The organism is Variovorax sp. efr-133-TYG-130 (assembly GCF_030208835.1).
In the GTDB taxonomy this organism is placed as follows: Bacteria; Pseudomonadota; Gammaproteobacteria; order Burkholderiales; family Burkholderiaceae_C; genus Variovorax.
Window position 1 is genome coordinate 68,503 of record NZ_JARVTD010000010.1, and the last position, 21,697, is coordinate 90,199.

21 protein-coding genes are annotated in these 21,697 nt (G+C 68.5%); 14 read left to right on the plus strand and 7 right to left on the minus strand.

Annotated features, from left to right (window positions below):
- Complete coding sequence (locus tag QRN67_RS11800; protein ID WP_285411918.1) at positions 1 to 1,545, plus strand: TolC family outer membrane protein; 1,545 nt, start codon at positions 1 to 3, stop codon at positions 1,543 to 1,545.
- Between the two features lie 137 nt (positions 1,546 to 1,682).
- Here the strand turns inward: QRN67_RS11800 and QRN67_RS11805 are convergent, their stop codons facing one another.
- Both QRN67_RS11805 and QRN67_RS11810 read right to left on the minus strand, forming a co-directional pair.
- Positions 1,683 to 3,068 carry a 3-deoxy-D-manno-octulosonic acid transferase gene (locus tag QRN67_RS11805; RefSeq protein WP_285411919.1) on the minus strand — a complete coding sequence of 462 codons (1,386 nt, stop codon included), beginning with the start codon at positions 3,066 to 3,068 and terminating at the stop codon, positions 1,683 to 1,685.
- Positions 3,069 to 3,072: 4 nt separating this feature from the next.
- Complete coding sequence (locus QRN67_RS11810) at positions 3,073 to 4,455, minus strand: phosphomannomutase/phosphoglucomutase (protein WP_285411920.1); 1,383 nt, start codon at positions 4,453 to 4,455, stop codon at positions 3,073 to 3,075.
- Positions 4,456 to 4,566: 111 nt separating this feature from the next.
- Between QRN67_RS11810 and QRN67_RS11815 the strand changes: the two genes are divergently transcribed.
- The 3 genes from QRN67_RS11815 to QRN67_RS11825 are packed head-to-tail and all read left to right on the plus strand — an operon-like array spanning position 4,567 to position 7,651.
- Positions 4,567 to 6,165, plus strand: a complete 1,599-nt coding sequence (locus QRN67_RS11815) for a DNA-3-methyladenine glycosylase 2 family protein (protein ID WP_285411921.1) — start codon at positions 4,567 to 4,569, stop codon at positions 6,163 to 6,165.
- 6 nt (positions 6,166 to 6,171) lie between these two features.
- On the plus strand, positions 6,172 to 6,669 hold the full coding sequence (locus QRN67_RS11820; RefSeq protein WP_285411922.1) for a methylated-DNA--[protein]-cysteine S-methyltransferase: 498 nt from the start codon (positions 6,172 to 6,174) through the stop codon (positions 6,667 to 6,669).
- Between the two features lie 31 nt (positions 6,670 to 6,700).
- Positions 6,701 to 7,651: a DMT family transporter gene (locus tag QRN67_RS11825; RefSeq protein ID WP_285411923.1), complete on the plus strand. Its 951-nt coding sequence runs from the start codon at positions 6,701 to 6,703 to the stop codon at positions 7,649 to 7,651.
- Between the two features lie 16 nt (positions 7,652 to 7,667).
- Here the strand turns inward: QRN67_RS11825 and QRN67_RS11830 are convergent, their stop codons facing one another.
- A complete protein-coding gene (locus QRN67_RS11830) occupies positions 7,668 to 8,327 on the minus strand; it encodes a DUF1345 domain-containing protein (protein ID WP_285411924.1) in 660 nt (219 codons plus the stop codon).
- Between the two features lie 204 nt (positions 8,328 to 8,531).
- On the opposite strand from QRN67_RS11830, the gene QRN67_RS11835 reads away from it, so the two are divergent.
- Positions 8,532 to 9,371, plus strand: a complete 840-nt coding sequence (locus QRN67_RS11835; protein ID WP_285411925.1) for a hypothetical protein — start codon at positions 8,532 to 8,534, stop codon at positions 9,369 to 9,371.
- A gap of 99 nt (positions 9,372 to 9,470) precedes the next feature.
- A complete protein-coding gene (locus QRN67_RS11840) occupies positions 9,471 to 11,102 on the plus strand; it encodes a class I adenylate-forming enzyme family protein (RefSeq protein ID WP_285411926.1) in 1,632 nt (543 codons plus the stop codon).
- On the opposite strand, the gene QRN67_RS11845 is transcribed toward QRN67_RS11840, so the two are convergent.
- From QRN67_RS11845 to QRN67_RS11855, 3 genes are read right to left on the minus strand one after another with little or no spacing between them, the layout of a single operon-like run.
- Positions 11,087 to 12,637, minus strand: a complete 1,551-nt coding sequence (locus QRN67_RS11845) for an AMP-binding protein (RefSeq protein WP_285411927.1) — start codon at positions 12,635 to 12,637, stop codon at positions 11,087 to 11,089. The two genes, QRN67_RS11840 and QRN67_RS11845, sit on opposite strands and share 16 nt — an antisense overlap.
- 4 nt (positions 12,638 to 12,641) lie before the next feature.
- Positions 12,642 to 13,778: a DUF5938 domain-containing protein gene (locus QRN67_RS11850; RefSeq protein ID WP_081267990.1), complete on the minus strand. Its 1,137-nt coding sequence runs from the start codon at positions 13,776 to 13,778 to the stop codon at positions 12,642 to 12,644.
- Positions 13,779 to 13,803: 25 nt separating this feature from the next.
- Positions 13,804 to 14,607, minus strand: coding sequence for an SDR family NAD(P)-dependent oxidoreductase (locus QRN67_RS11855; protein ID WP_285411928.1), 804 nt, complete (start codon positions 14,605 to 14,607; stop codon positions 13,804 to 13,806).
- A gap of 204 nt (positions 14,608 to 14,811) precedes the next feature.
- Between QRN67_RS11855 and QRN67_RS11860 the strand changes: the two genes are divergently transcribed.
- From QRN67_RS11860 to QRN67_RS11880, 5 genes are all read left to right on the plus strand, one after another.
- On the plus strand, positions 14,812 to 15,498 hold the full coding sequence (locus tag QRN67_RS11860) for a TetR/AcrR family transcriptional regulator (protein WP_285411930.1): 687 nt from the start codon (positions 14,812 to 14,814) through the stop codon (positions 15,496 to 15,498).
- 129 nt (positions 15,499 to 15,627) lie between these two features.
- Complete coding sequence (locus QRN67_RS11865; RefSeq protein ID WP_503010893.1) at positions 15,628 to 16,524, plus strand: TIGR03571 family LLM class oxidoreductase; 897 nt, start codon at positions 15,628 to 15,630, stop codon at positions 16,522 to 16,524.
- Between the two features lie 51 nt (positions 16,525 to 16,575).
- Positions 16,576 to 17,280: a glutathione S-transferase N-terminal domain-containing protein gene (locus tag QRN67_RS11870; protein WP_285411933.1), complete on the plus strand. Its 705-nt coding sequence runs from the start codon at positions 16,576 to 16,578 to the stop codon at positions 17,278 to 17,280.
- A 25-nt stretch (positions 17,281 to 17,305) separates the two neighbouring features.
- Positions 17,306 to 18,115 carry a 4'-phosphopantetheinyl transferase family protein gene (locus QRN67_RS11875; RefSeq protein WP_285411935.1) on the plus strand — a complete coding sequence of 270 codons (810 nt, stop codon included), beginning with the start codon at positions 17,306 to 17,308 and terminating at the stop codon, positions 18,113 to 18,115.
- 30 nt (positions 18,116 to 18,145) lie between these two features.
- Positions 18,146 to 18,988 carry a ParB N-terminal domain-containing protein gene (locus QRN67_RS11880; RefSeq protein WP_285411936.1) on the plus strand — a complete coding sequence of 281 codons (843 nt, stop codon included), beginning with the start codon at positions 18,146 to 18,148 and terminating at the stop codon, positions 18,986 to 18,988.
- Positions 18,989 to 19,010: 22 nt separating this feature from the next.
- Here QRN67_RS11880 and QRN67_RS11885 read toward each other — a convergent pair whose 3' ends face one another.
- On the minus strand, positions 19,011 to 19,595 hold the full coding sequence (locus QRN67_RS11885) for a BPSL1445 family SYLF domain-containing lipoprotein (protein WP_285411937.1): 585 nt from the start codon (positions 19,593 to 19,595) through the stop codon (positions 19,011 to 19,013).
- A 324-nt stretch (positions 19,596 to 19,919) separates the two neighbouring features.
- Here QRN67_RS11885 and QRN67_RS11890 point away from each other — a divergent pair, with 324 nt between their 5' ends.
- From QRN67_RS11890 to QRN67_RS11900, 3 genes are read left to right on the plus strand one after another with little or no spacing between them, the layout of a single operon-like run.
- A complete protein-coding gene (locus QRN67_RS11890; RefSeq protein WP_081267982.1) occupies positions 19,920 to 20,672 on the plus strand; it encodes a hypothetical protein in 753 nt (250 codons plus the stop codon).
- Positions 20,669 to 21,193 (plus strand): GTP-binding protein, encoded by a 525-nt coding sequence (locus QRN67_RS11895; protein WP_285411940.1) that lies wholly within the window; start codon positions 20,669 to 20,671, stop codon positions 21,191 to 21,193. Before QRN67_RS11890 ends, QRN67_RS11895 begins: the two co-directional genes overlap by 4 nt.
- A 26-nt stretch (positions 21,194 to 21,219) precedes the next feature.
- On the plus strand, positions 21,220 to 21,603 hold the full coding sequence (locus QRN67_RS11900) for a roadblock/LC7 domain-containing protein (RefSeq protein WP_081267980.1): 384 nt from the start codon (positions 21,220 to 21,222) through the stop codon (positions 21,601 to 21,603).
- The last annotated feature ends 94 nt before the right edge of the window (positions 21,604 to 21,697 follow it).

Here is a 21,697-nt window from a genome sequence, read left to right on the forward strand (position 1 = left end):
ATGCCTTCCAGGCCCCGGCTCTCGCCACTTTCCGCAGCGCTCGCAAGCACCTTCGCAGCACTGCTCGCATTGCCGGCCCAGGGCCAGACACTGAACGAACTCTATGACGCCGCCCGCAGCTACGACGCCACCTACCAGGGCGCGCGGGCCCAGTACGACGCCAACGTGGCGCGCGCCGCGCAGGCCAAGGCCGGCATCCTGCCGGCCATGGGCCTCACGGCCGGCGTGACGCGCAGCGACATCGAGATCGACACTCTCACGGGCGCCGGGCGCGGTACCACCACCCCGCGCGACTTCAATACCCAGAACGTCGGCATCAACGCCACGCAGCCGCTGTACCGCCCGGCCAACTGGGCCACCTACGAGCAGGGCAAGCGCCAGGCCGACATCGCGCAGGCGGTGTTCACCATTGCGGAGCAGGACCTGATCGTGCGCGTGAGCCAGGCCTACTTCGACGTGCTCGCCAGCCAGGACAGCCTGGCGCTCGTGCGCGCCCAGAAGGTGGCCGTGGCCGAGCAGCTGGCATCGGCCAAGCGCAACTTCGAGGTCGGCACCTCGACCATCACCGACTCGCGCGAAGCGCAGGCCCGCTACGACCTGGTGATCGCGCAGGAAATCGCCGCCGAGAACGACCTGCAGGTCAAGAAGGTGGTGCTCGACCAGCTGGTCGGCCGCCCCGGCAGCGTGCCGGTGCCGCTGGCGGTGCCGGTGGTGCTGCCCACGGCCATGCCCGCGGACATCAACGCCTGGGTCGCGCAGGCCGACGAAGTGCACCCCGCGATCAAGCAGGCGCGCCTGGGCGTCGACGTGGCCGGGCTCGAAGTGGAGAAGGCCAAGGCCGGCCACAAGCCCACGCTGGACGCCAACCTCGGCTACAACGTCACGCGCAATCCGACCGGCACCACCACCAGCACGGTGGGCACGCGCGCCAACGCGGCCACGGTCGGCGTCACCTTCAACCTGCCGCTGTTCGCCGGCTTCGCGACCGAGAACCGCATCAAGGAAACACTGGCGCTCGAAGACCAGTCGCGCAGCGTGCTCGAAGGCACGCGCCGCAACGTGGCGCAGGCCACGCGCGCGGCGTACCTCGGGCTGGTCTCGGGTGCGGGGCAGGTGAAGGCGCTGGAGGCCGCCGAATCTTCCAGCCAGAGCGCGCTCGATGCGAACCGGCTGGGCTACCAGGTGGGCGTGCGCATCAACATCGACGTGCTGAATTCGCAGAGCCAGCTGTTCCAGACCAAGCGCGACCTCGCGCAGGCGCGCTACAACGTGCTGCTGGGCAACCTGAAGCTGCGCCAGGCCAACGGCACGCTGACCACCGACGACATGAATGCGATCAACGCCACGCTGGCCAGCAACGCCGGCGTGCCGGCGGTGCCCTCGGCCACCGCGCCCGACCGCGCGCAGCAGCAGCAGCAGCAACCGGTGGTGCCGCCGAGCATTCCCGTGATTCCGCCGGTGCCGGTGCAGCCGTTCAATCCGCCCGCACCGACGATGCCGACGCCGCCCGTGCCGCCGGTGATCCTGAATCCGCCGGTTCGCTGAGGCATTCGTCTTTCTCCCTCCCCTTTCGGGGGAGGGCCGGGGTGGGGGCACGACGGCCTTCACCCATTCGCAATGCTCATTCGGCGCGAGCCCCCATCCCAGCCTTCCCCCAGAGGGAAGGAGCAATGCGGGCTCGGTCAGTCCAGCGTAGGTTCCGCGCGCGGCGGCTGGTCTTCTTCCAGCGGCGCGTTCACGGTGTCCACGGGATCGGCAGCCTGCGCGATCGCCAGCACCGCCGCCGCCGTGCGCTCGGCCGCTCCGCGGTTCGACGACGCAAAAGCCTGCGCGGCCTGGGCCATCGCCGCGCGGCGCTCGGGGTTCTCGACCAGTTTCAGCGCCGCCGTCACCGCCTGCTCCATGCCCTCGACGCGCAGCGATGCGCCCGCGGCCAGAGACAACTGCGCCGCCTCCGCGAAGTTGAAGGTCGACGGCCCCATGACCACCGGGCAGCCACAGGCCGCCGGCTCGATGAGGTTCTGCCCGCCCAGCGGCTCGAAGCTGCCGCCGAGCAGCGCCACGTCGGCCAGGCCGTAGTAGAGCGCCATCTCGCCCAGCGAATCGCCGAGCCAGATTTCCGATTCGGCCGGCTGACCCGCAGCGCTGCGCCGTGCCACTGCAAAGCCTTCGGCCTCGATCAGCGCCGCCACTTCGTCGAAGCGCTGCGGATGGCGCGGCACGATCATCCATTGCACCTCGTGCACACGCTTGGCGATGGAGCGCACCGCGCCCTGCTCCGGCGGCACCGGCGAGGTCGCGCCGAAACGCTTGAGCACTTCGAGCAGCAGCCGCTCCTCGCCGTCGCGCGAACTGGCGAGCACGACCATCGGCCGCGGCAGGTGCTCGCGCAGCGACATGGCCGTGGCGAGCTGCCGCGCGTCGGGCGTGGCGTCGAACTTGAGGTTGCCGTACACACCGGCCACCTTGGCGCCGAGCGACACGAGCCGGTGCGAATCGGCCTCGGTCTGCGCCCACACGGCGGCAAGGGCCGAGTAGGCGGGCCGCGAGAGCCAGGCAAGGCGCTCGGCGGCCGCCAGCGATTTTTCGTTCAGGCGCGCATTGGCCAGCACCAGCGGAATGCGCCGCTCGGCGCAGGCGGCGGCCATCTCGGGCCAGACCTCGGTTTCCATCAGCACGCCGATGCGCGGCTGGAACTTGTCGAGAAAGCGCGCCACGGCGCCCGGCGTGTCCCACGGCTGCCAGACCTGGGTGTCGCCCGGCTCGAGCAGCTTGGCACCCTCCTCGCGGCCGGTGGCGGTGCCGTGCGTGAGCAGGATCGGCACGCCGGGATACTGCCGCCGCAATTCGGCAATCAGGATGGCGGCCGCGCGCGTCTCGCCGAGCGAGACCGCATGCACCCAGCACTGGGCATGGCCGGTGATGGACTCGTCGTAGCGGCCGAAGCGCTCCTCGACGGCCACGCCATAGCCGGGCTCGGCCACGGCACGGCGCCGCAGCTTCCGGCGGACCAGCGGTTGCACAGCGGTGGTGAAGACGCCGTAGAGGCGCAGCAGTAGCGAACGCACAGGCTCAGTGGGCGGCTGCCGCCAATTGGGCGTCGGGCTTGGCGGTACGCAGCAGCGCCAGCATCTCGGCCTCGATGCGCTTGAGCGCGGCATCGGTCTGGCCTTCGAAGCGCAGCACCAGCACGGGGGTGGTGTTCGACGCGCGGATCAGGCCGAAGCCGTCTGGCCAGTCGACGCGCAGGCCGTCGATGGTCGACACCTTGGCCGGCGCCGCAAAATCGGCGCTCTTCACGAGCTTGTCGACCACCGCGTGGGGCTCGCCCTCAGCGCAGGCCACGTTGAGCTCGGGCGTCGAGAAGCTGGTGGGCAAGGCATTGAGCACCGCGCTCGCGTCGGGGCTCTTGCTCAAAATTTCCAGCAGCCGGCAGCCCGCATAGGTGCCGTCGTCGAAGCCGAACCAGCGCTCCTTGAAGAAGATGTGGCCGCTCATCTCTCCGCCCAGCGGCGAATCGACTTCCTTCATCTTCGCCTTGATGAGCGAGTGCCCCGTCTTGTAGATCATGGCCTTGCCGCCAGCCGCCTCGATGGCCGGGGCCAGGCGCTGCGAGCACTTCACGTCGAAGATGATGGTGCCGCCCGGCACGCGCGACAGCACGTCCTGCGCGAACAGTTGCATCTGGCGGTCGGGGAAGATGTTCTGCCCGTCCTTGGTGACGATGCCCAGGCGGTCGCCGTCGCCGTCGAAGGCCAGGCCCAGTTCCGCGTCGCCCGAGGCCAGCGCGGCCATCAGGTCCTTGAGGTTCTCGGGCTTGCTCGGATCGGGGTGGTGGTTGGGGAAGTCGCCGTCGACCTCGCTGAACAGCTCGGTCACTTCGCAGCCGATGGCGCGGAAGATGGCTGGCGCGGTGGCACCCGCGATGCCGTTGCCGGAGTCGACCACGATCTTCATGGGCCGGGCCAGCTTGATGTCGCCGGCGATGCGCTTCACGTAGGCCTCGGTCACGTCGACCTTGCGAACGCTGCCGCCGGGGGCGAGCTGCGCGGTGCCGGCTTCCATGGTCTTGCGCAGGCCCTGGATCTCTTCGCCGTAGATGGCGCGGCCGGCCAGCACCATCTTGAAGCCGTTGTAGTCCTTGGGGTTGTGGCTGCCCGTGACCTGGATGCCGCTGGAGGCCAGCGTGTGGGCCGCGAAGTACAGCATGGGCGTGGTGACGGCGCCCACGTCGATCACCTCGATGCCGGTTTCCACCAGGCCCTTGATCAGCGCTTCGACCAGCATCGGGCCCGACAGACGGCCGTCGCGTCCAACGGCCACCGACTTTTCACCGGCGGCGCGGACGGCGCTGCCGAAGGCCCGCCCGAGTGCTTGCGCCACTTCGGCGTCGAGAGTGACCGGCACGACGCCGCGAATGTCATAGGCCTTGAAGATCGACGCGCTGAGCTGCATGGAATGCGGTTTCCTGCTGGGTTTGTAAACGGGCCATTGTAGGCAACGCCCCGGGGTGCCACATGTCCGAAAACGGCCAGTTGAAACGAGTCGAAACCGTATCATTTCCCCATGCCTTCCACCCACGCCCCCACCGAAGCGCTCGAGAGCGACGCCTGCTACCTGGCGATGAAGACGCACGACGCGCGCTTCGACGGGTCGTTCTTCACCGCCGTGACCTCCACCGGCATCTATTGCCGGCCGGTCTGCCGCGTCAAGCTGCCGCGGCGCGAGAACTGCCGGTTCTTCCGCCACGCGGCGCAGGCGGAGGCCGCGGGCTTCCGTCCCTGCCTGCGATGCCGGCCGGAGCTGGCGCCGCGCGCGGCCAGCTGGTCGACCGAGGACGCCTCCCGCATCCTCGCGCTGCAGGCCGCGCGGCTGATCGACGAGCCCGATGCATGGTCAGAGGACGGCCCCGGCGCGGCGCAGATCGCGGCCCGCCTGGGCGTAAGCGACCGCCATCTGCGCCGCATCTTCGAGGCGCAGTTCGGGGTGTCGCCGCTGCAGTACCTGCAGACGCGCCGCCTGCTGGCCGCCAAGCAATTGATCGCCGACACCCGCCTGCCCATGACGCAGGTCGCGCTGGCCAGCGGCTTTGCGAGCGTGCGGCGCTTCAATGCCGCTTTCGTGGAGCACTACGGCCTCAACCCGAGCGCACTGCGCCGTGCCGGCGGCGCGGCCGTGGAGAACGGCGCGGGCCGGGCCATCGAGGTGCGGCTGGGTTTCAGGCCGCCTTACGACGACAACGCCATGCTCGGCTTCTTCGCGCGCCGTGCGCTGCGCGGCATCGAAGTGGTGGCCACGGCCGACGGCAAGGAGCCGGCCAAGGGCAGCACGCCCGCCTATGTGAAGCTGGCGCGCACCCTGCGCATCCAGCAGGGTGGGCAGGCGCATGCCGGCTGGCTGCAACTGCGCTTCGACCTCGAGCGCGAACAGGCGCTGCTGTCGGTCAGCGACTCGCTGGCCGCCGTGCTGCCTATCGTCATCAGCCGCGCCCGCGCGCTGTTCGACCTCGACGCAGAGCCGATGGCCATCAACGCCGCGCTGCATGCGGCCTTCCCGCACGGCGACGGCCTGCGCGTGCCCGGCGCGGTCGACGGCTTCGAGCTGGCGGTGCGCGCGGTGCTGGGCCAGCAGATCACGGTGGCCGCGGCGCGCACGCTGGGCTCGCGGCTGGTAGCGGCATTCGGCGAAACCATCGCGACGCCCATCGAAGGACTCGACCGGCTGTTTCCCACGCCGGCCGCAATCGCCCAGGCGAGCGGCGACGCGCTGGGCCAGCTGGGCATCGTGCGACAGCGGCAGGCCGCCCTGCAGGCCATCGCCCGCGAGGTCGCGGACGGCAGGCTGGCGCTGCATGCGGGAGCCGACGTACCTTCGACCATCGCGGCGCTGCAGGAACTGCCCGGCATCGGCGCCTGGACCGCGCAGTACATCGCGATGCGCGCACTGCGCTGGCCCGACGCCTTCCCGGCCGGCGACGTCGCGCTGCAGAAGGCGCTGGGCGTGACCACCGCGCGCGCCGCCAGCGAGGCCTCACAAGCCTGGCGCCCCTGGCGCAGCTACGCGGTGCTGCGCGCATGGCACGCGCCTTCGGCGCCCTCCACCGCTACCGCTATCGCGGCCGCGGCTGCGTCTCCCCTCATCACCACGGCAGGCCTCACCGCCTGAAATGCCATGAAGTTCAAGAGCAAGCTCATCTACACGTCGCACATCGACACGCCGCTGGGCGGCATCACGATGGCGGCCACCGACCAGGGCCTGGCTGGCGTCTGGTTCGACCAGCAGCGCCACTGGCCCGACACCACGGGCTGGATCGCCAAGGACGACCACCCCGCGCTGGTGGAAGCGGCCGCGCAGCTGCACGACTACTTCGCCGGCAAGCGCGACCACTTCGACATGAAACTCGACCTCTCGCACGGCACCGCGTTCCAGCAGAGCGTGTGGCAGCAGCTGCTGACCATTCCGGCCGGCGCCACGCTCACCTACGGCACGCTGAGCGCCAAGCTCGGCAACCCTACCGCGGTGCGCGCCGTGGGCGCGGCCGTGGGGCGCAACCCGATCAGCGTGATCGTGCCCTGCCACCGGGTGCTGGGCGCCGACGGTTCGCTGACCGGTTACGCTGGCGGGCTCGAACGCAAGACGGCCCTCCTCGAACTGGAAGGCGCGCTGTAAGGCAACCACCAGGAAGAACGAAAAAAGCCGCATGAGCACAACGAACAACAACAACATTCCCGCCAAGGCCGTCGCGCCCGCCAACTCCGCAGCATGGCTCGTCGACCTGGTGCTGCTGGGGGCACTCTGGGGCGCATCCTTTCTCTTCATGCGCATTGGGGCGGCGGAGTTCGGCGCCTTGCCGACGGCGGCCGTGCGGGTGGCCATCGCGGCGCTGTTCCTGCTGCCCATTGCGCTGCTGCGCGGACAGGGCCCGGCCATCGCAAAGCACTGGAAGGCCAGCTTCGCGGTCGGCGTCTTCAATTCGGGCATGCCGTTCGCGCTGTTCTGCTTCGCGCTGCTGACCATCAACACCGGCCTGGCCGCGGTGCTCAACGCCACCACGCCGATGTTCGGCGCACTGGTGGCCTGGGCCTGGTTCCGCGAACGGCCCGCGGGCTCGCGCATCGTGGGCCTGGTGATCGGCTTTGCCGGCGTCGCGATGCTCGCGAGCCGCAGCGCCGGCCTGCATGCGGGCGCCAGCGGCCATGCGGCACTTTGGGCCGTGCTCGCCTGCCTGGGTGCGTGTCTCTGCTACGGCATCTCGGCCAGCGCCACGCGCCGCCACCTGGGCGGCGTGCCGGCCCTGACCACGGCCACCGGCAGCCAGATCGGCGCCACGCTGTTCCTGGCCATCCCCGCCTTCTGGCTGTGGCCTCCCCAGATGCCGAGCCTGCGCGCATGGCTCGCGCTGCTGGCGCTGGGCATCGCCTGCACGGGCATCGCCTACATCCTGTTCTTCAGGCTGATCGAGCGCGCCGGCCCCGCACGTGCACTGACTGTGACGTTCCTGGTGCCGGTGTTCGCGCTCTTCTACGGCGCGGTGTTCCTCGACGAGCGCATCACGCAGTGGATGCTGATCTGCGCGGCCGTCATCGTTTGCGGCGTTGCGCTGTCGACCGGCATCGTCAAGCTCGGCCGGCCGCGCAAGGCCGCGGCCTGAGCATCCCGCCGCACGCTCAGGAAAAGGCGCTGGCCACCACGTTGACCGACAGGGCCAGCACCAGCATGTTGAAGGTGAACGACAGCACGCTGTGGATCAGCGTGATGCGGCGCATCTCCTTCGACGTGGCCTGCACGTCGGAGACCTGCGAGGTCATGCCGATCACGTAGGAGTAGTAGAGAAAGTCGAAGTAGTCGGGGGCGTCGTCCTTGCCCGGAAAGTCGAGGCCGCCGTCGGGCCTGCCGCTCTTCTGGTCGATGTAGTAGCGGTGCGCGTAATGGAACGCGTAGATCGAATGCATCATCAGCCACGACCCCGCGAGCGCCACCAGCCCGAGCGCGACGTGCGCGGCACGCTCCCACCCGTCGAGCTGCTTGACCTCCTGCAGCAGCATGGCGATGGCCACCACGCTCACGCCCACCGCCACCAGCATCGACACCAGGATCACCACGTTGGGCTGGTCCAGCGACTGCGCGCGCTCGCGCGTGCGGCGCGCGTCGAAGGTTTCGGCCAGCCACCAGGTGAGCACCTGGTAGACCAGCACGCCGGCACACCATCCGGCCAGTCCGCGCGCCATGCCGCTCATGGGCCATGGCACCAACGCGACCGCGGCGCCCGCGAGACTGCCGTAGAGGAGACGCTGCGGCCCGGTGGTGGTGGAGAGGTGTTCGCGCATGCGGCGACTGTAGCGCCGCACACGTGCCCGTGACGGCAAAAAACTCGCGCAGTCGGCGACCATCAAGAAAGTCCTACACACGCAGCCGCCGAGCGCGCATGTAATTGATCACGCGCTTCCACTACCTTGCCGGCCGCTCTCAGGGAGCTGCTCCGGAATGCGCATGCGCGAGGCTTTTCTTTTCCATCTGAAGGATCCATTTTCATGTTGCAGCTTCATTCCCGTCCTTTCGACTGGACCGTCCGCTTCGGCGCCATCGGCGCGCTCGTCGGCACAGGCTTCCTGTTCGCCGCCGCGCCCGCACTCGCCGATCCGTCGCCGGCGCTCGACCGTTTCAGCTTCTCCGTGGGCGGCTACAACGCCGACCCCAAGTTCAACGCTTCCGTCAACTCGCCCTACGGCTCGCTGCAGTCGGGCGACATCAAGCCCGGCCGCGTGACCATGCCGCGCGTCAGCGCCGACGTGCTGCTCGGCGACAGCCAGGGCATTTCCTTCGACTACTACCAATACAAGCGCGACTACTCGGGCGGCATCGCGAGCAACAACAGCTTCGGCAGCTTCGGCTCGCTCAACACCTTCGGCAACGCCAACATCAGCACCAAGCTGGACTTCGCCAAGCTGTCGTACAAGTGGTGGATCGGCAGTGGCAACACGGTGCTGGGCCTGGGTGCCGGCGCGGCCTATTACCGCGCAACGCTGGGAGCGAGCGCCAGCGCCGTGGTCAACGGACAGGTCGGCACGTACAGCCAGAGTTCGAGCGACAACGCGATCGCGCCGCTGCTGGAAATCGGCGTGCGCCATGCCATCACGCCGGACCTCCGGCTGTTCGCAGACGCCTCGGGCGTGTGGAAGAACGGCGGCCGCTTCCACGGCAACATCTACAACGCCTCCGCGGGCGTCGAGTGGTTCCCGGTGAAGAACGTCGGCTTGGTGCTCGCCTACAACGTGACCAACATCGACCTCACCCGCGACGCCGACTTTGCAGACACGCGCCTGAAGGTGCGGCTGCAAGGCCCCTCGGCTTTCCTGAAGGCCCGCTTCTAGGCAACGCCGCAGCGGCTGCGCGCAGCCAGTCTTCGCAAGACGCGACGCGGGGGCCAGCCTTAGGCTGCGCCCCAACGAACGAAGAACGGAGACACAAGCATGCCTGCAGCCACCACCACGGCCGTCACCGGCCTCGCGCCCTCGTCGGCCCCGCGCCTTCACGCGCGCATTTCACGCGTAACCCTGGGCGACGTGATCCATCGCTCCGCGCGCCGCTTCGGCGAGCGCACGGCGCTGATAGAGGGCGAGCATCGCCTCTCCTACCGCGCGCTCGACGCGGCTTCGAACCGCTTCGCGCACCACCTGCTGGGCCTCGGCCTCGCCAAGGGAGCGCGCGTGGGCATGCTGTGCAACAACTCGACCCAGATGGTGATCGCCATGCTGGGCATCCAGAAGGCCGGGCTGGTGTGGGTGCCGATCAACACCGCGCTGGCGGTGGACGCCATCGGCTACATCCTTGCGCACGCCGAAGTGCGGCACGTGGTGATCGACACCGCGCTGCATGCGAAGCCGGAGCTGCGTGAACTGCTGCAGGCCACGGGCGTGTCTCCCCAGCTGTGCGTGCTCGACGGCGACACGCCGCCGCCGGGCATCCCGACCGTGCAACAGGCCGTCGCGCAAGGGCCCGGGACGCTGCCCGACGTGGACATCGACAGCACCGACCTCGCGCTCATCATGTACACCAGCGGCACCACCGGACGCCAGAAGGGCGTGATGCATTCGCACGCTTCGGTGCATTCGGTGCTGCTCAGCAACATGGTCGAATGGGGCAGCAGCCCCGAGCGCGCCGATGTGTGGAGCAGCGTGCTGCCGCTGTTCCATTGCGGGCAGCACACGGTGCTGATGTCGGCGCTGTCGGTGGGTGGCGCGGTGGTCGTGCTGCGCGGCTTCGACCCCGGCGCCATGCTGGCCGCCATCGAGCGCCACAGGATCACCGTGGCCGTGGGCCTGCCGATGATGTACGGCGCGCTGCTGGCCCATCCGCAGCGCGCCACACGCGACTTGTCGAGCCTGCGGCTGTGCGTGTATGCGATGGCGCCCATGTCACGCACGCTGCTACTGCGCCTGCTCGACGAGTTCTGCCCCAGCTTCGCGATGGTGTCGGGCCAGACCGAGATGTATCCGGGCGCCACCATCTTCGAGGCGAGCGAGCAGCGCAAGCGCTTCGGCTCCTACTGGGGCGTGGGCACGCTGGTGAACGAGGTCGCGGTGATGGGCGACGGCGGCGAACTGCTGGCCCCCGGGCAGGTCGGGGAGATCGTCTTTCGCGGGCCCAACGTGATGCTGGGCTACTACAAGGACCCGGAGGCCACCGCCAATGCGCAGCGCTTCGGCTGGCACCACTCCGGCGACCTCGGCAGGATGGACGACGACGGCCAGCTCATCTTCCTCGACCGCCTGAAGGACATGGTGAAGTCGGGCGGCGAGAACGTGCCCTCCATCAAGGTCGAGGAAGTGCTGCTGCGCCACCCGGGCGTGATGAACGCCGCCGTGGTGGGCCTGCCGCACGAGCACTGGGGCGAGGCCATCACCGCCTTCGTGACGCGCCGCCCCGATGCGCCCGCGGACTTCGACGAAGCCGCGCTCACGGCGCACTGCAAGGAGCACCTCGGCGGCTTCGAGGTGCCCAAGCAGATCATCTTCCTGGCGGCATTGCCGATGACGTCCACCGGCAAGATCCAGAAGTTCGAGCTGCGCAAGGCGCACCAGGACAACTACACGCGCGGCTGACCGGCGGCCTGCAGCAGCGTCGCGCGCACGTCTTTCTTCAGCACCTTGCCCACCTTGGAGCGCGGCAGGTCGAGCCACACCTCGATCTGCTTGGGCGCCTTCACGCTGCCGATGCGCGACTTGGCGAAGGCCTTGATCTCTTCCACGTCGACCTGCCGCCCGGCATGCAGTTGCAGAACGGCCACCACGCGCTCGCCCCACTTCTCGTCGGGCAGGCCGACCACCGCGCTGTCCTGCACGTCCGGGTGCTGCATCAGCGCCTGCTCCACCTCGGCGGAGTAGACGTTGAAGCCGCCGGAGATGATCATGTCCTTGGCACGGTCGACGATGTACAGGTAGCCGTCGGTATCGAGGTAGCCGATGTCGCCCGTGTGATGCCAGCCGAAGCGGCTCGCTTCCTCGGTGGCGCGCGGGTCCTTGTAGTAGCCCTGCATCACGAGCGAGCCGCGCACCACGATCTCTCCGCTCTCGCCGGCGGGGAGCAACGCGCCGTCGCCATTCATCACGCCCACCTGCACCAGCGGGCCGGGCCGGCCGGCCGATGAAAGCCGATGGCCCGCAACCGTGCCGTCTGCGTTGAAGTGCTCGCGCGGCGACATCATCGAGATCATCATCGGCGCCTCGGTCTGGCCGAAGAGCTGCGCCATGACGGGGCCGATCTTGTGCAGCGCCTCCTTGAGCCGCGCGGCCGACATGGGCGCAGCGCCATACCAGAAGCATTGCAGCGAATCGAGCTGCGCCGAGGCGAGCTGCGGATGCTGCAGCAGCATGTAGATGAGCGTGGGCGGCAGGAAGGTGTGGGTGATCTGGTGCGACTCGATGAGCCCGAGGAACTCGCCCAGGTCGGGCCTGGGCATGATCACCACCCGCCCGCCGAGCGCCATCACCGGCAGGCACAGCACGCCGGCCGCATGCGTGAGCGGCGCAAGCGCCAGATAGGCGGGCCGGCCTTCGAAGGGATAGCCCATGAGCGTCAGCGCCGACATCGCCTCGAGGTTGCGGCCCGACAGCATCACGCCCTTGGGCTGACCGGTGGTGCCGCCGGTGCCGGCGATCATGGCCACGTCGTCGGGCGGCGCGATGTCGATGGGCGAGTCGTCCAGCCCTTCGAGCCAGTCTTCCAGCGAGGGCGCGAAGGGCTGCCGCCCGTCGAGGCAGACCAGCGCCCGCAGCTTGGGCAACTGCGGGCGCATCTGGCCGACCATGTCGGCGTAGTTGCCGTGGAAGAGCAGGCACGTGCAGTCGAACGCGTCGAGCACGAAGGCGTTCTCGCTCGCCTCGTTGCGCGGGTTGACCGGGCACCACACGCAGCCCGCGCGCGAGATGCCGAAGACCGTGGCGAAAGCCGTCGCGTCGTTGCTCGACAGCACGGCCACCTTGTCCCCCGGTCGCACGCCGGCGCGCTGCAGGCCGCGTGCCACGCGCCAGCTGATGCGCTGCACCTGGGCATAGCTCAGGTCCGTGGCGCCCAGGGTCAGGCACGGCGCATGGGCACCCAGCTGGGCGCCCTTGTCGAGGTAGTCGACGAGGCGCATGGCGTCAGCCCAGCCGCGTGAGCGCCGGCTCCTGCACCAGCCCGAAGCTGCGCAGCGCACCCAGCAACTCGCGATGCCCGAAGGCCTGGCAACCCGAGGCGAAGCCGGCCCGCCTTGGCGGCTGCTGAAGCAGCGAGGCGGCGGCATAGGCCTGCAGCAAGCCGGTCTGCTTGTAGTTGCAGTTGCCGAAGATCACGCAGTGCACACGGCCCAGCGGACCGGAGGCATGCACAGAATCGACGGACTTGTTGATGCGCGGGTTCTCGCGCGGGGGCATTGTGTTCATCACGCCCGCCGCCGTCTTGGCCAGCGCGGCATAGCGGTCTTCGTCGTTCATGCCCTCGGTGGCCTTGAGCGCGGCGGCGACGATCTGCGGCACGCCCTGCATCAGCGCCTTGTTGAAGACGCCGCCGAGCACCTTCACGTTGGCCACGCGCGGATCGCGCTTGAACCACACCGGGTGCGACGTGCCGCCCCACGGCAATGCCAGCGCCGCCTCGTGCTGGCCCGGAATCGACAGGTGGTACAGGCCGGCGTCGGGTTGCCATTCGACGTACTCGTTCTGCTCCAGGTAGTAGGCCTTGGACGTGGCCGCATTGACCAGGATGGTCTGGGTCGACGCGATGGTCGGGCTGCCGCCCCAGAACACGGCGATGTCCAGCGTGTCGAGCCCCGGCGTCTCCAGGCACAGCTGCGCCGCGATCTCGCCGGTGGTGTACATCTGCGCCAGGCCCGGCGAGAGCAGCAGGCCGGCCTTGGCGAACCTGTCGCCCCATTCGCGCTCGAGCGTGATGAGCCAGTCCTGCTCGCCGGTGGTGTCGGTGTAGTGGCATCCGGCGGCCAGGCAGGCTTCGACGACCTCGGGGCCGAACTTGGCGAAAGGCCCCACCGTGTTGAGCACCACCGATGCGCCGGTGAAGAGCTCGGTGAGCGCGCCCACCGAATGCGCCACCTCCACCACCTCGTAGTTCGCGGTCTCGATGCCGGGCACGTTGGACTTCATCGCCGCTTCCACCTTCTGCGCGCTGCGGCCCGCTGCAACGAAGGGAATGTTGTACTCGCGCAGGTACTCGCAGATCAGGCGTCCGGTGTAGCCGGAGGCGCCGTAGACGACGACGGGTTTCTTCTTGCTGCTGCTCATGTTGTGTCTCCTTGATGTCGTGTGCTCACATGCCCATGCCGCCGTCCACCGCGAGGCCGGCGCCGGTGATGAACCGGGCTGCGTCGCTGCAGAGGAAGACCACCACGTCGGCCATGTCGCCGACCTCGCCCAGGCGCCCGAGCGGCGTCTGGCCGACCACGTCGCCCACGGCCGCTTCCACGCTGGGCGCGAGCCCCGCGGCCACGATGTCGCTGGCGAGCTTCATGCCCATGTCGGTGGGCACCAGCCCGGGGTAGATGCAGTTCACGCGCACGCCGTAGCCCAGCTTGCCGGACTCCATGGCGGCCACGCGCGTGGCGCGGTCGACCGCCGACTTGCTGGCCGAGTAGCCGGCGATGGCCGGGAAGGCGATGGTGGCCGCGACCGACGCGATGTTGACCACCGCCCCGCCACCGCCCGCGCTGCCGCCGGGGCGCATCGCGCGGAAGGCGTGCTTCATGCCGAGCAGCGTGCCGGCCACGTTGACGTCGAGCATGCGGCGCAGGTCGTCGCCGTCGACGTCGATCACCAGAGAGGTGATCTCGATGCCCGCGTTGTTGACGAGGATGTCGAAGCCGCCGAGCTCCTTCACCGTGGTCTCGGTGGCCGAGGCCCAGTCGCCGTCCTTCGTGACGTCGAGCGGAACGAAGCCCACCTTCGCGCCTGAAGAAGAAAGCCGGGTGGCGGTCTCCCGCCCGAGGTCGGCGAGCACGTCGCCGATCATCACGGACGCACCGGCCGCCGCCAGCGCTTCGGCAATGCTCGCGCCAATGCCGCGCGCGCCGCCCGTCACGAGCGCACGGCGCCCTTTCAAGTCGAACTTGGCCATCACTTGTCTCCTGTGGATATGTTTGTGAGATGGAGCGGCCATGCTAGAAATCGACTTGACACGTGTCAAGGATTTATTTGACGAGTGTCAAGAATCCATAGAATGGCATGCGTGACATGCCGGATGCGGGTTCTCCCGCTTGCGTGCTATGGTTTGCAATCAACACGGATACAGGGGGCCGGCATGCAAGCGGTCCGTTTTGAAATGACGACAGAACAACGCTCAACAAAGAAGCAAGCGGAGCGCGTGCCCAAGGCAAGGATCGACAAGTTCTCGGAGCGGCGTGCGGAACTGGGCGAGGCCGCGCTCACCACATTGGCCGCGCTGGGCTATGCGCGCACCAGCCTGCGGGAGATCGCGCAGAACTCCGAGTTCTCGCACGGCGTGCTGCATTACTACTTCAGCGACAAGATCGACCTGATCATCTGCAGCGTCAAGCAGTACAAGGCGCGCTGCGTCACCCGCTACGACCATGCGGTCGACAGCGCGAACACCTGCGACGAGCTGATGGAAGGCTTCCTGCAGAGCCTGGCCGACACGCTGCGCGACGAAGGCCATGTGCACCGCCTCTGGTACGACCTGCGTTCGCAGGCCCTGTTCGAGGAAGCGTTCCGCTCCGACGTCGTGCAGATCGACAAGAGCCTGGAAGACATGATCTGGCGCATCATGAGCCGCTTTGCCGAGCTGTCCGGCGAAGACCCCGGCTTGACGCCCTCGGCCACCTACGCGCTGTTCGACGGGCTGTTCCAGCAGGCGCTGCTCAAGCATCTTTCGGGCGACGCCGACGCGGTGGCAGCGATGCAGGCCGACGTGCGGCAGTCCATCGTGCGGCTGTTCTCGCTGCAGGCCAAGCCCGCGCCGGCAGCACGCAAGCGCGCTCGACGCGTGTAAGGCGATGCGATCGCACGTGCGATCATCATTTTCAGGACCTCACGTGCGCCTTCGCGTCTTCCGTACATGCCTCCCTTCAACACCGCCTACAGGCGGACCTTGCTCGCCGGCCGACTCACACTGGGTTTGATGACGCCCGTGGCCCGCGCCAACGGCGCCATGGCCGACCCCGAGGCGGAGCGCGAAGTTGCCGCCCTCGCCGACCGGCTCGGCTTTGCCGCGCTGTGGACGCGCGACGTGCCGGTGATGGTGCCGCAGGGCGAAGAAATATCGGTGCTCGATGAACCCTTCGTGTGGCTCGCGATGCTGGCGGGCGCCACGCGGCGCATTGCGCTCGGCACGGCCGCGGCGGTGCTGCCGCTGCGCCATCCGCTGCATGTGGCCAAGGCGGCGCTGTCGCTGAACCGGCTGTCCTGCGAGCGCTTCATCCTCGGCCTGGGCTCCGGCGACCGCGAGGCCGAGTTCGCCATCTTCAGGCAAGACATCGCGCTGCGCGGCGACGCTTTCCGCGAGCGCTGGAACCTGGTGCGCTCGGCGCTCTCGCCCGATGAAGCCGGCCGCACCGCGCTGCGCGAAGCCACCGGCGGGCACGACCTGATGGCGCCACCCGACGAACGCATCGGCATGCTGGTGGTGGGCTCGGCGCGCCAGTCGCTGCAATGGACCGCCGCCAATGCCGACGGCTGGGCCACCTACCACCGCGACGAGGCACGCCAGCAGGGCCGCATCGGCCTGTGGCAGACCGCGCTGCGCGAGCGCGCGGACGGCGAGGCCAAGCCTTTCATCCAGTCGCTGCAGATCGACCTGCTCGAAGACCCCGCCGCGCCGGCCGAGGCCATCGAGCTCGGCCTGCGCACCGGGCGCGATGCACTGGTGGCCTATCTCGACCGCATGGAAGACGCCGGCGTGGCGCATGTGCTGATGAACGTGGTGCGCGGCCCTCGGCCCGCCACGGAGGTGGTCGAGGAACTGGGGCGCGAGGTGTTGCCGCGGCTGCAAGGCCACGCACGCACGCCGGCGGCCTGACCCGTGCAGAATCCGGCGCTTGCAGTTTCCGTGAACCCAAGGACACCACCCATGACCGATCTCTCGAGCTTCCCCATCACGAAGAAATGGCCCGCGCAGCATCCTGAACGGCTGCAGCTGTATTCGCTGCCCACGCCCAACGGCGTGAAGGTGTCGATCATGCTGGAGGAAACCGGCCTGCCCTACGAGCCGCACCTCGTGAGCTTCGAGACCAACGACCAGATGTCGCCGGAGTTCCTCTCGCTCAACCCGAACAACAAGATTCCCGCCATCCTCGACCCCGAAGGCCCGGGCGGCAAGCCGCTGGCGCTGTTCGAGTCGGGCGCGATCCTGCTGTATCTGGCCGAGAAGACCGGCAAGTTCATTCCGCAGGACGCCGCCGGCCGCTACCAGACCCTGCAGTGGGTGATGTTCCAGATGGGCGGCATCGGCCCGATGTTCGGCCAGCTCGGCTTCTTCAACAAGTTCGCCGGCAAGGACTATGAGGACAAGCGCCCGCGCGACCGCTACGTGGGCGAATCGAAGCGCCTGCTCGGCGTGCTCGACAGGCACCTCGCGAACCGCGAATGGATCATGGGCGACAGCTACACCATTGCCGACATCGCCACCTTCCCCTGGATCCGCAACCTCGTCGGCTTCTACGAGGCCGGCGAGCTGGTGGGCTTCAACGATTTCGCGAACGTCGCCCGCGTGCTCGAAGCCTTCGTGGCGCGGCCCGCCGTCGTCAAGGGACTGGGCATTCCCAAGCGCGGCTGAACGGGCCGCGCTCATCGGCGCACTCATGTCCCCAGCCGACGCCACCCTTCCCCTTCCTCCGGGCGAAATCCATCTCTGGTTCTGCCGCCACGGCGAATCGGGCGAGCCGGCGCTGGAGGCGGCCTGTCGTGCGTTGCTGGAGCCTCATGAACTTGCGCGGACCGCGCGCTTCCACTTCCAGCGCGACCGGCATCGCCACCTGCTGACGCGGGTGCTGGTGCGCACGGTCCTGTCGCGCTATGCGCCGGTGAAGCCGCAGGACTGGCGCTTTGCCGAAGGCAGCTTCGGCCGCCCTCGCATCGCAGAGCCGATGACGCAGGCCGTCGACGGGCTGGATTTCAACCTGAGCCATACGGACGGGCTGATCGTGCTGGCGCTCGCGCGAAACCTCGAGATGGGTGTCGATGCCGAGAGCCTCGCCCGCACGGCCTCTCTGGAGCTCGCCGACCACTTCTTCTCGCCGGCCGAGGCGAAGGCGCTGGCCGCGTTGCCGCCCACGCGGCGTGCGCATCGCTTCTTCGAGTTGTGGACCTTGAAGGAGAGCTACATCAAGGCGCGCGGAATGGGCCTGCAGATCCCGCTCGACAGCTTCGGCTTCGCGCTGGACGATGCCGACGACCGCATCGGATTCGCGCTGTGGGGTGACGCGCGCGGCGACAACGCACCGCATCGGCATTTCTGGCAACTGAGGCCCACGCCCGGGCACCTGGTTGCCGTCTGCGCCGCCACCGACGGCAGCGGCATGCGGCTGGTTTGCCGCGACATCGCGCCTCTGCAATGGGAGAGGCCCCTCGACATACGGGCGGTGCGCAGCGGGGGATCGGCGGGCATCTAGAATTCCGCCCCTCTCCCCGATCCCGCACCCATGAACATCGTCGTCAACGAAGAACTCAAAGCCTACATCGACCCACTGACGCCGGAGGAGTACGAAGCGCTGGAACGCAGCATCCTGGCCGAAGGCTGCCGCGACGCGCTGGTGCTGTGGGGGGACGTGCTGGTCGACGGCCACAACCGCTACGGCATCTGCCAGAAGCACGGCCTGCCGTTCCAGACGGTGCAGAACACGCGCTTCAAGAGCATCGACGACGTGCATCTGTGGATGATCGACCAGCACCTGGGCCGGCGCAGCATTTCCGATTTCCTGCGCGGCGTGCTCGCCTTGCGCAAGAAGGACATCGTGGATCAGCAGCGCGCCCGCATGGCCTCCGCCGCCCCGGCGCCGGCGGGCGATGCGCCGTTCGACGTCGATCCGCCGGCCGACACCGGCGCCGAGGAAGGCGCCGTGCCCCTGCCGCCGCCCGCGCCGCTGAATAGCCGCGAGGCCATTGCCAGGGCCGCGCGGCTGAGCAGCAGCCAGGTCGTGATGATCGAGAAAATCCAGAAGCAGGCCGCGCCTGAACTGGTGGCGGCCGTGAAGTCGGGCGTGATTTCCATCAACACCGCCGCGGCAGTGGCCACCTTGCCGGCCGAAGAACAGGTGTCCGCGGCGAATGCCGGCAAGGACGAACTCAAGCAGGCGGCCAAGCGCGTGCGCGAGTCGAAGAAAAAACCTCGTGAGGAGCCCGCTGAAACCGCGGCCGGCGACGATGAATCGTCCTCCGACGCGGACACGGTGCAGTTGCTGAAGGAGCGCGTCCTGCAGCTGACTGCGGAGAACGACGCCCTGCGCAAGCAAGTGGCCGAGCTGCAGGCGCGGCTCGGCCACTAAGTGCTTTTAGCGAGCGGTCAGCTTACAGCTGGATTTCGGTGATCTTCGCGCCCGACAGCGAGACGCCGGCTTCCAGGCCAACGTTGGTCATCACGAAGCCCACGACCGGTTGGCGCAGGGTATTGGTGTCGATACTGCCGTTGGCACCGATGGTTGCAACGGCCACGGTGGCGTCGGCGCCGGCCGTCCAGCCCTTGCTGTTGCGGAACTTGTCCAGCGCAGCCTGCGTGGTGAACACGTAGACCACGGCCTTCGACTGCGCACCGGCCTGGAAGCCCAGCGAGCCCGAGGTGGTGCTGTAGTACGACTGGGTGCGCCCGTTCACGCGCAGTGCGCCGCGGCCGTATTCGGCGCCCACGCCCATGCTGGCACCCACCACGGCGGGGAACACCAGCACGCCGCTCGAACGCGCGACCAGCTCGCGGGAGCCCTTCACGGAGTCATACAGCTTGGACAGCGAGGCATCGACCTGCGCGTCGATCGAAGTGCGCGACGACGTGCTGCTGGCCTGATCCTGCGGCTTCGTGGTGGTGCAACCGACAAACGCGATGCTGGCCAGGGCGACAGCAGACGAAACGGCAAGCGTGCGGAGATTCAGGGTGTTCATAGCGTCTTCCTTTGGAAAAACATGGTTCGGCGAAGAAATCTCTGCCTCCCTCGGCAGATGAGCCATGCTAAATCCGCAAAACCGGGGCAAATGGGGCTTGAGGAATCCGCCTACGCGAAGACACGGTGTCGGTGAACGAATCCGGTGCTCGGCGCAACAACTTCGTCCGTAATCTTGTGTTTTTATTTGCAACAGGTGTTATATTTTTATCGTCACACATATTGATACAACCCTTTCCTGCGAGCCTGAGTTGCATCCAAACCGGCATATCCGCCCCATGCTGACGCCCTCCGTCGAGGCGCATCGCAGTCACGCATACCTGCCATGACGAGCGCCGCCACTCCCGCGATCAAGGGCCAGCGCGCCTTGCTGAGCTTCAGCGTCGAGGGGTTGCCGCCCCGCGAAGAGCTGCTTCTCAAGTCCCTGGTCCGCCTGCTGGACCACCGCACCCACCAGCACTGGGCCTGGAAGGCCGGCCAGGCCGACCTCCGGGTGGTGGGCGGGCAAGCCAGCGCAGAAGCCGACGATCCGGCGCCGGCCGTGCCGGTACTGGCCATCGGCCAGCCCGATCCGCAGCGCGGCGGCCATTTCCTGTCGCTGCCGCTGCATGCCGACGAGTTGGAGAACACGCTCAACCGGCTCGGCGCGATGGTCGTCCACGCACGCGGCCTCGGGATCGCGGCGCCCGACTCCCACATTGCCGACGACGAGGAATTCCGCCTGCTGCGCTGGCCGCCCGCCGCCCTGCTAGAGACGCCCGCGCGCGTTCGCCTGGCCACCCTCATGACCGGCCGGCCGACTTCCCTGCTGCTGCTGCGGCAGCGCTCGGGCCTCGCGCCGCAGGACTGCCTCGATTTCCTCGCCGACCTGCGGCGCGCCGAGTTGCTCGAAAGCGCCCGCCAGCCCGCGCCCGCCGCCGTCGCCGTGCCACCGGTCGCGCTTTCCACGCCGTCGGCGCCCGATTCGGTTCTGCCGATCGACAGCCGTCCGCAGGCCCTGGCGCGCGACCCCGTGCAACCCGGCCTGCTGGCGCGCATCCGCAGCCGCCTCGGCCTGCTGACGACCGGGCACAAATGACTGTCGAACACAAGATCCTCTTCACCGGCACCATGGGCGCCGGCAAGACCACCGCCATCGGTGCCGTGAGCGAGATACCCCCGGTCAGCACCGACGTGCTCAACAGCGACACCTCGGTGGCCAAGGCCACCACCACGGTCGGCCTGGACTACGGCGAACTCACGCTCGACAACGGCGAGAAGCTGCGCCTGTACGGCACGCCCGGCCAGATGCGCTTCGACTTCATGTGGCGCATCCTGGCGCGCGGCGCGCTCGGCTTGGTGATCCTGGTGGACAACAGCCGCCCCGACCCGCTGGCCGACCTGGACATCTACCTCGACGGCTTTGCCGAACTCATCGCCAGGACCGCCTGCGTGGTCGCCGTGGGCCGCATGGATGCCCACCCCCAGCCCGACATCGACGCCTATGCGCAGCGTATGGAATCCCGGGGCGTGCTCTGCCCCGTGCTGCCGGCCAACGTCACCGACGCACGGCAGGTGGTCGAGCTGCTGGAGTTGCTGCTGCTGCAGCTTGAAACCTGAGCCCCGTCCTTCACCCTCGAGTCCTCATGCAAATAACGCCAAGAATCAAGCTCGCCGCCGAAGCCGCCATCGACACGCTGATGCGCGAGATCAAGGGCGTGAAAGCGGTCGTGATCTCGACCGAGGACGGCCTGGAACTGGCCGCGCGCGTGGAGAACACCGCGCAGGTGGCCCGCCTCTCGGCCATTGCCAGCTCTCTTGCGGCGCTGGGCGCGGTCGCGGGCGAGGAAAGCAACCTCGGCGCCTGCGACAACGTGACCATCGAAGCGACCCACGGCCACATCCTGATGCTGCAGGCGCGCCACCCGGAGATCACCCTCATCGTGAGCGTCGTCACGGGCAAGGACGCGATCATCGGCCAGGTCCTCTACTTCGCGAAGCAGGCAACGCTGTCGCTGCAGCAGGCCTGAGGGCCCGCCCCGGCCGCACCGGTTCGACTCCGGCAGCCGCCCACCTCTTCGCCCGGGTGGCTGCCGACTTTCAGGGGCGAGGTACTAGGAAAGA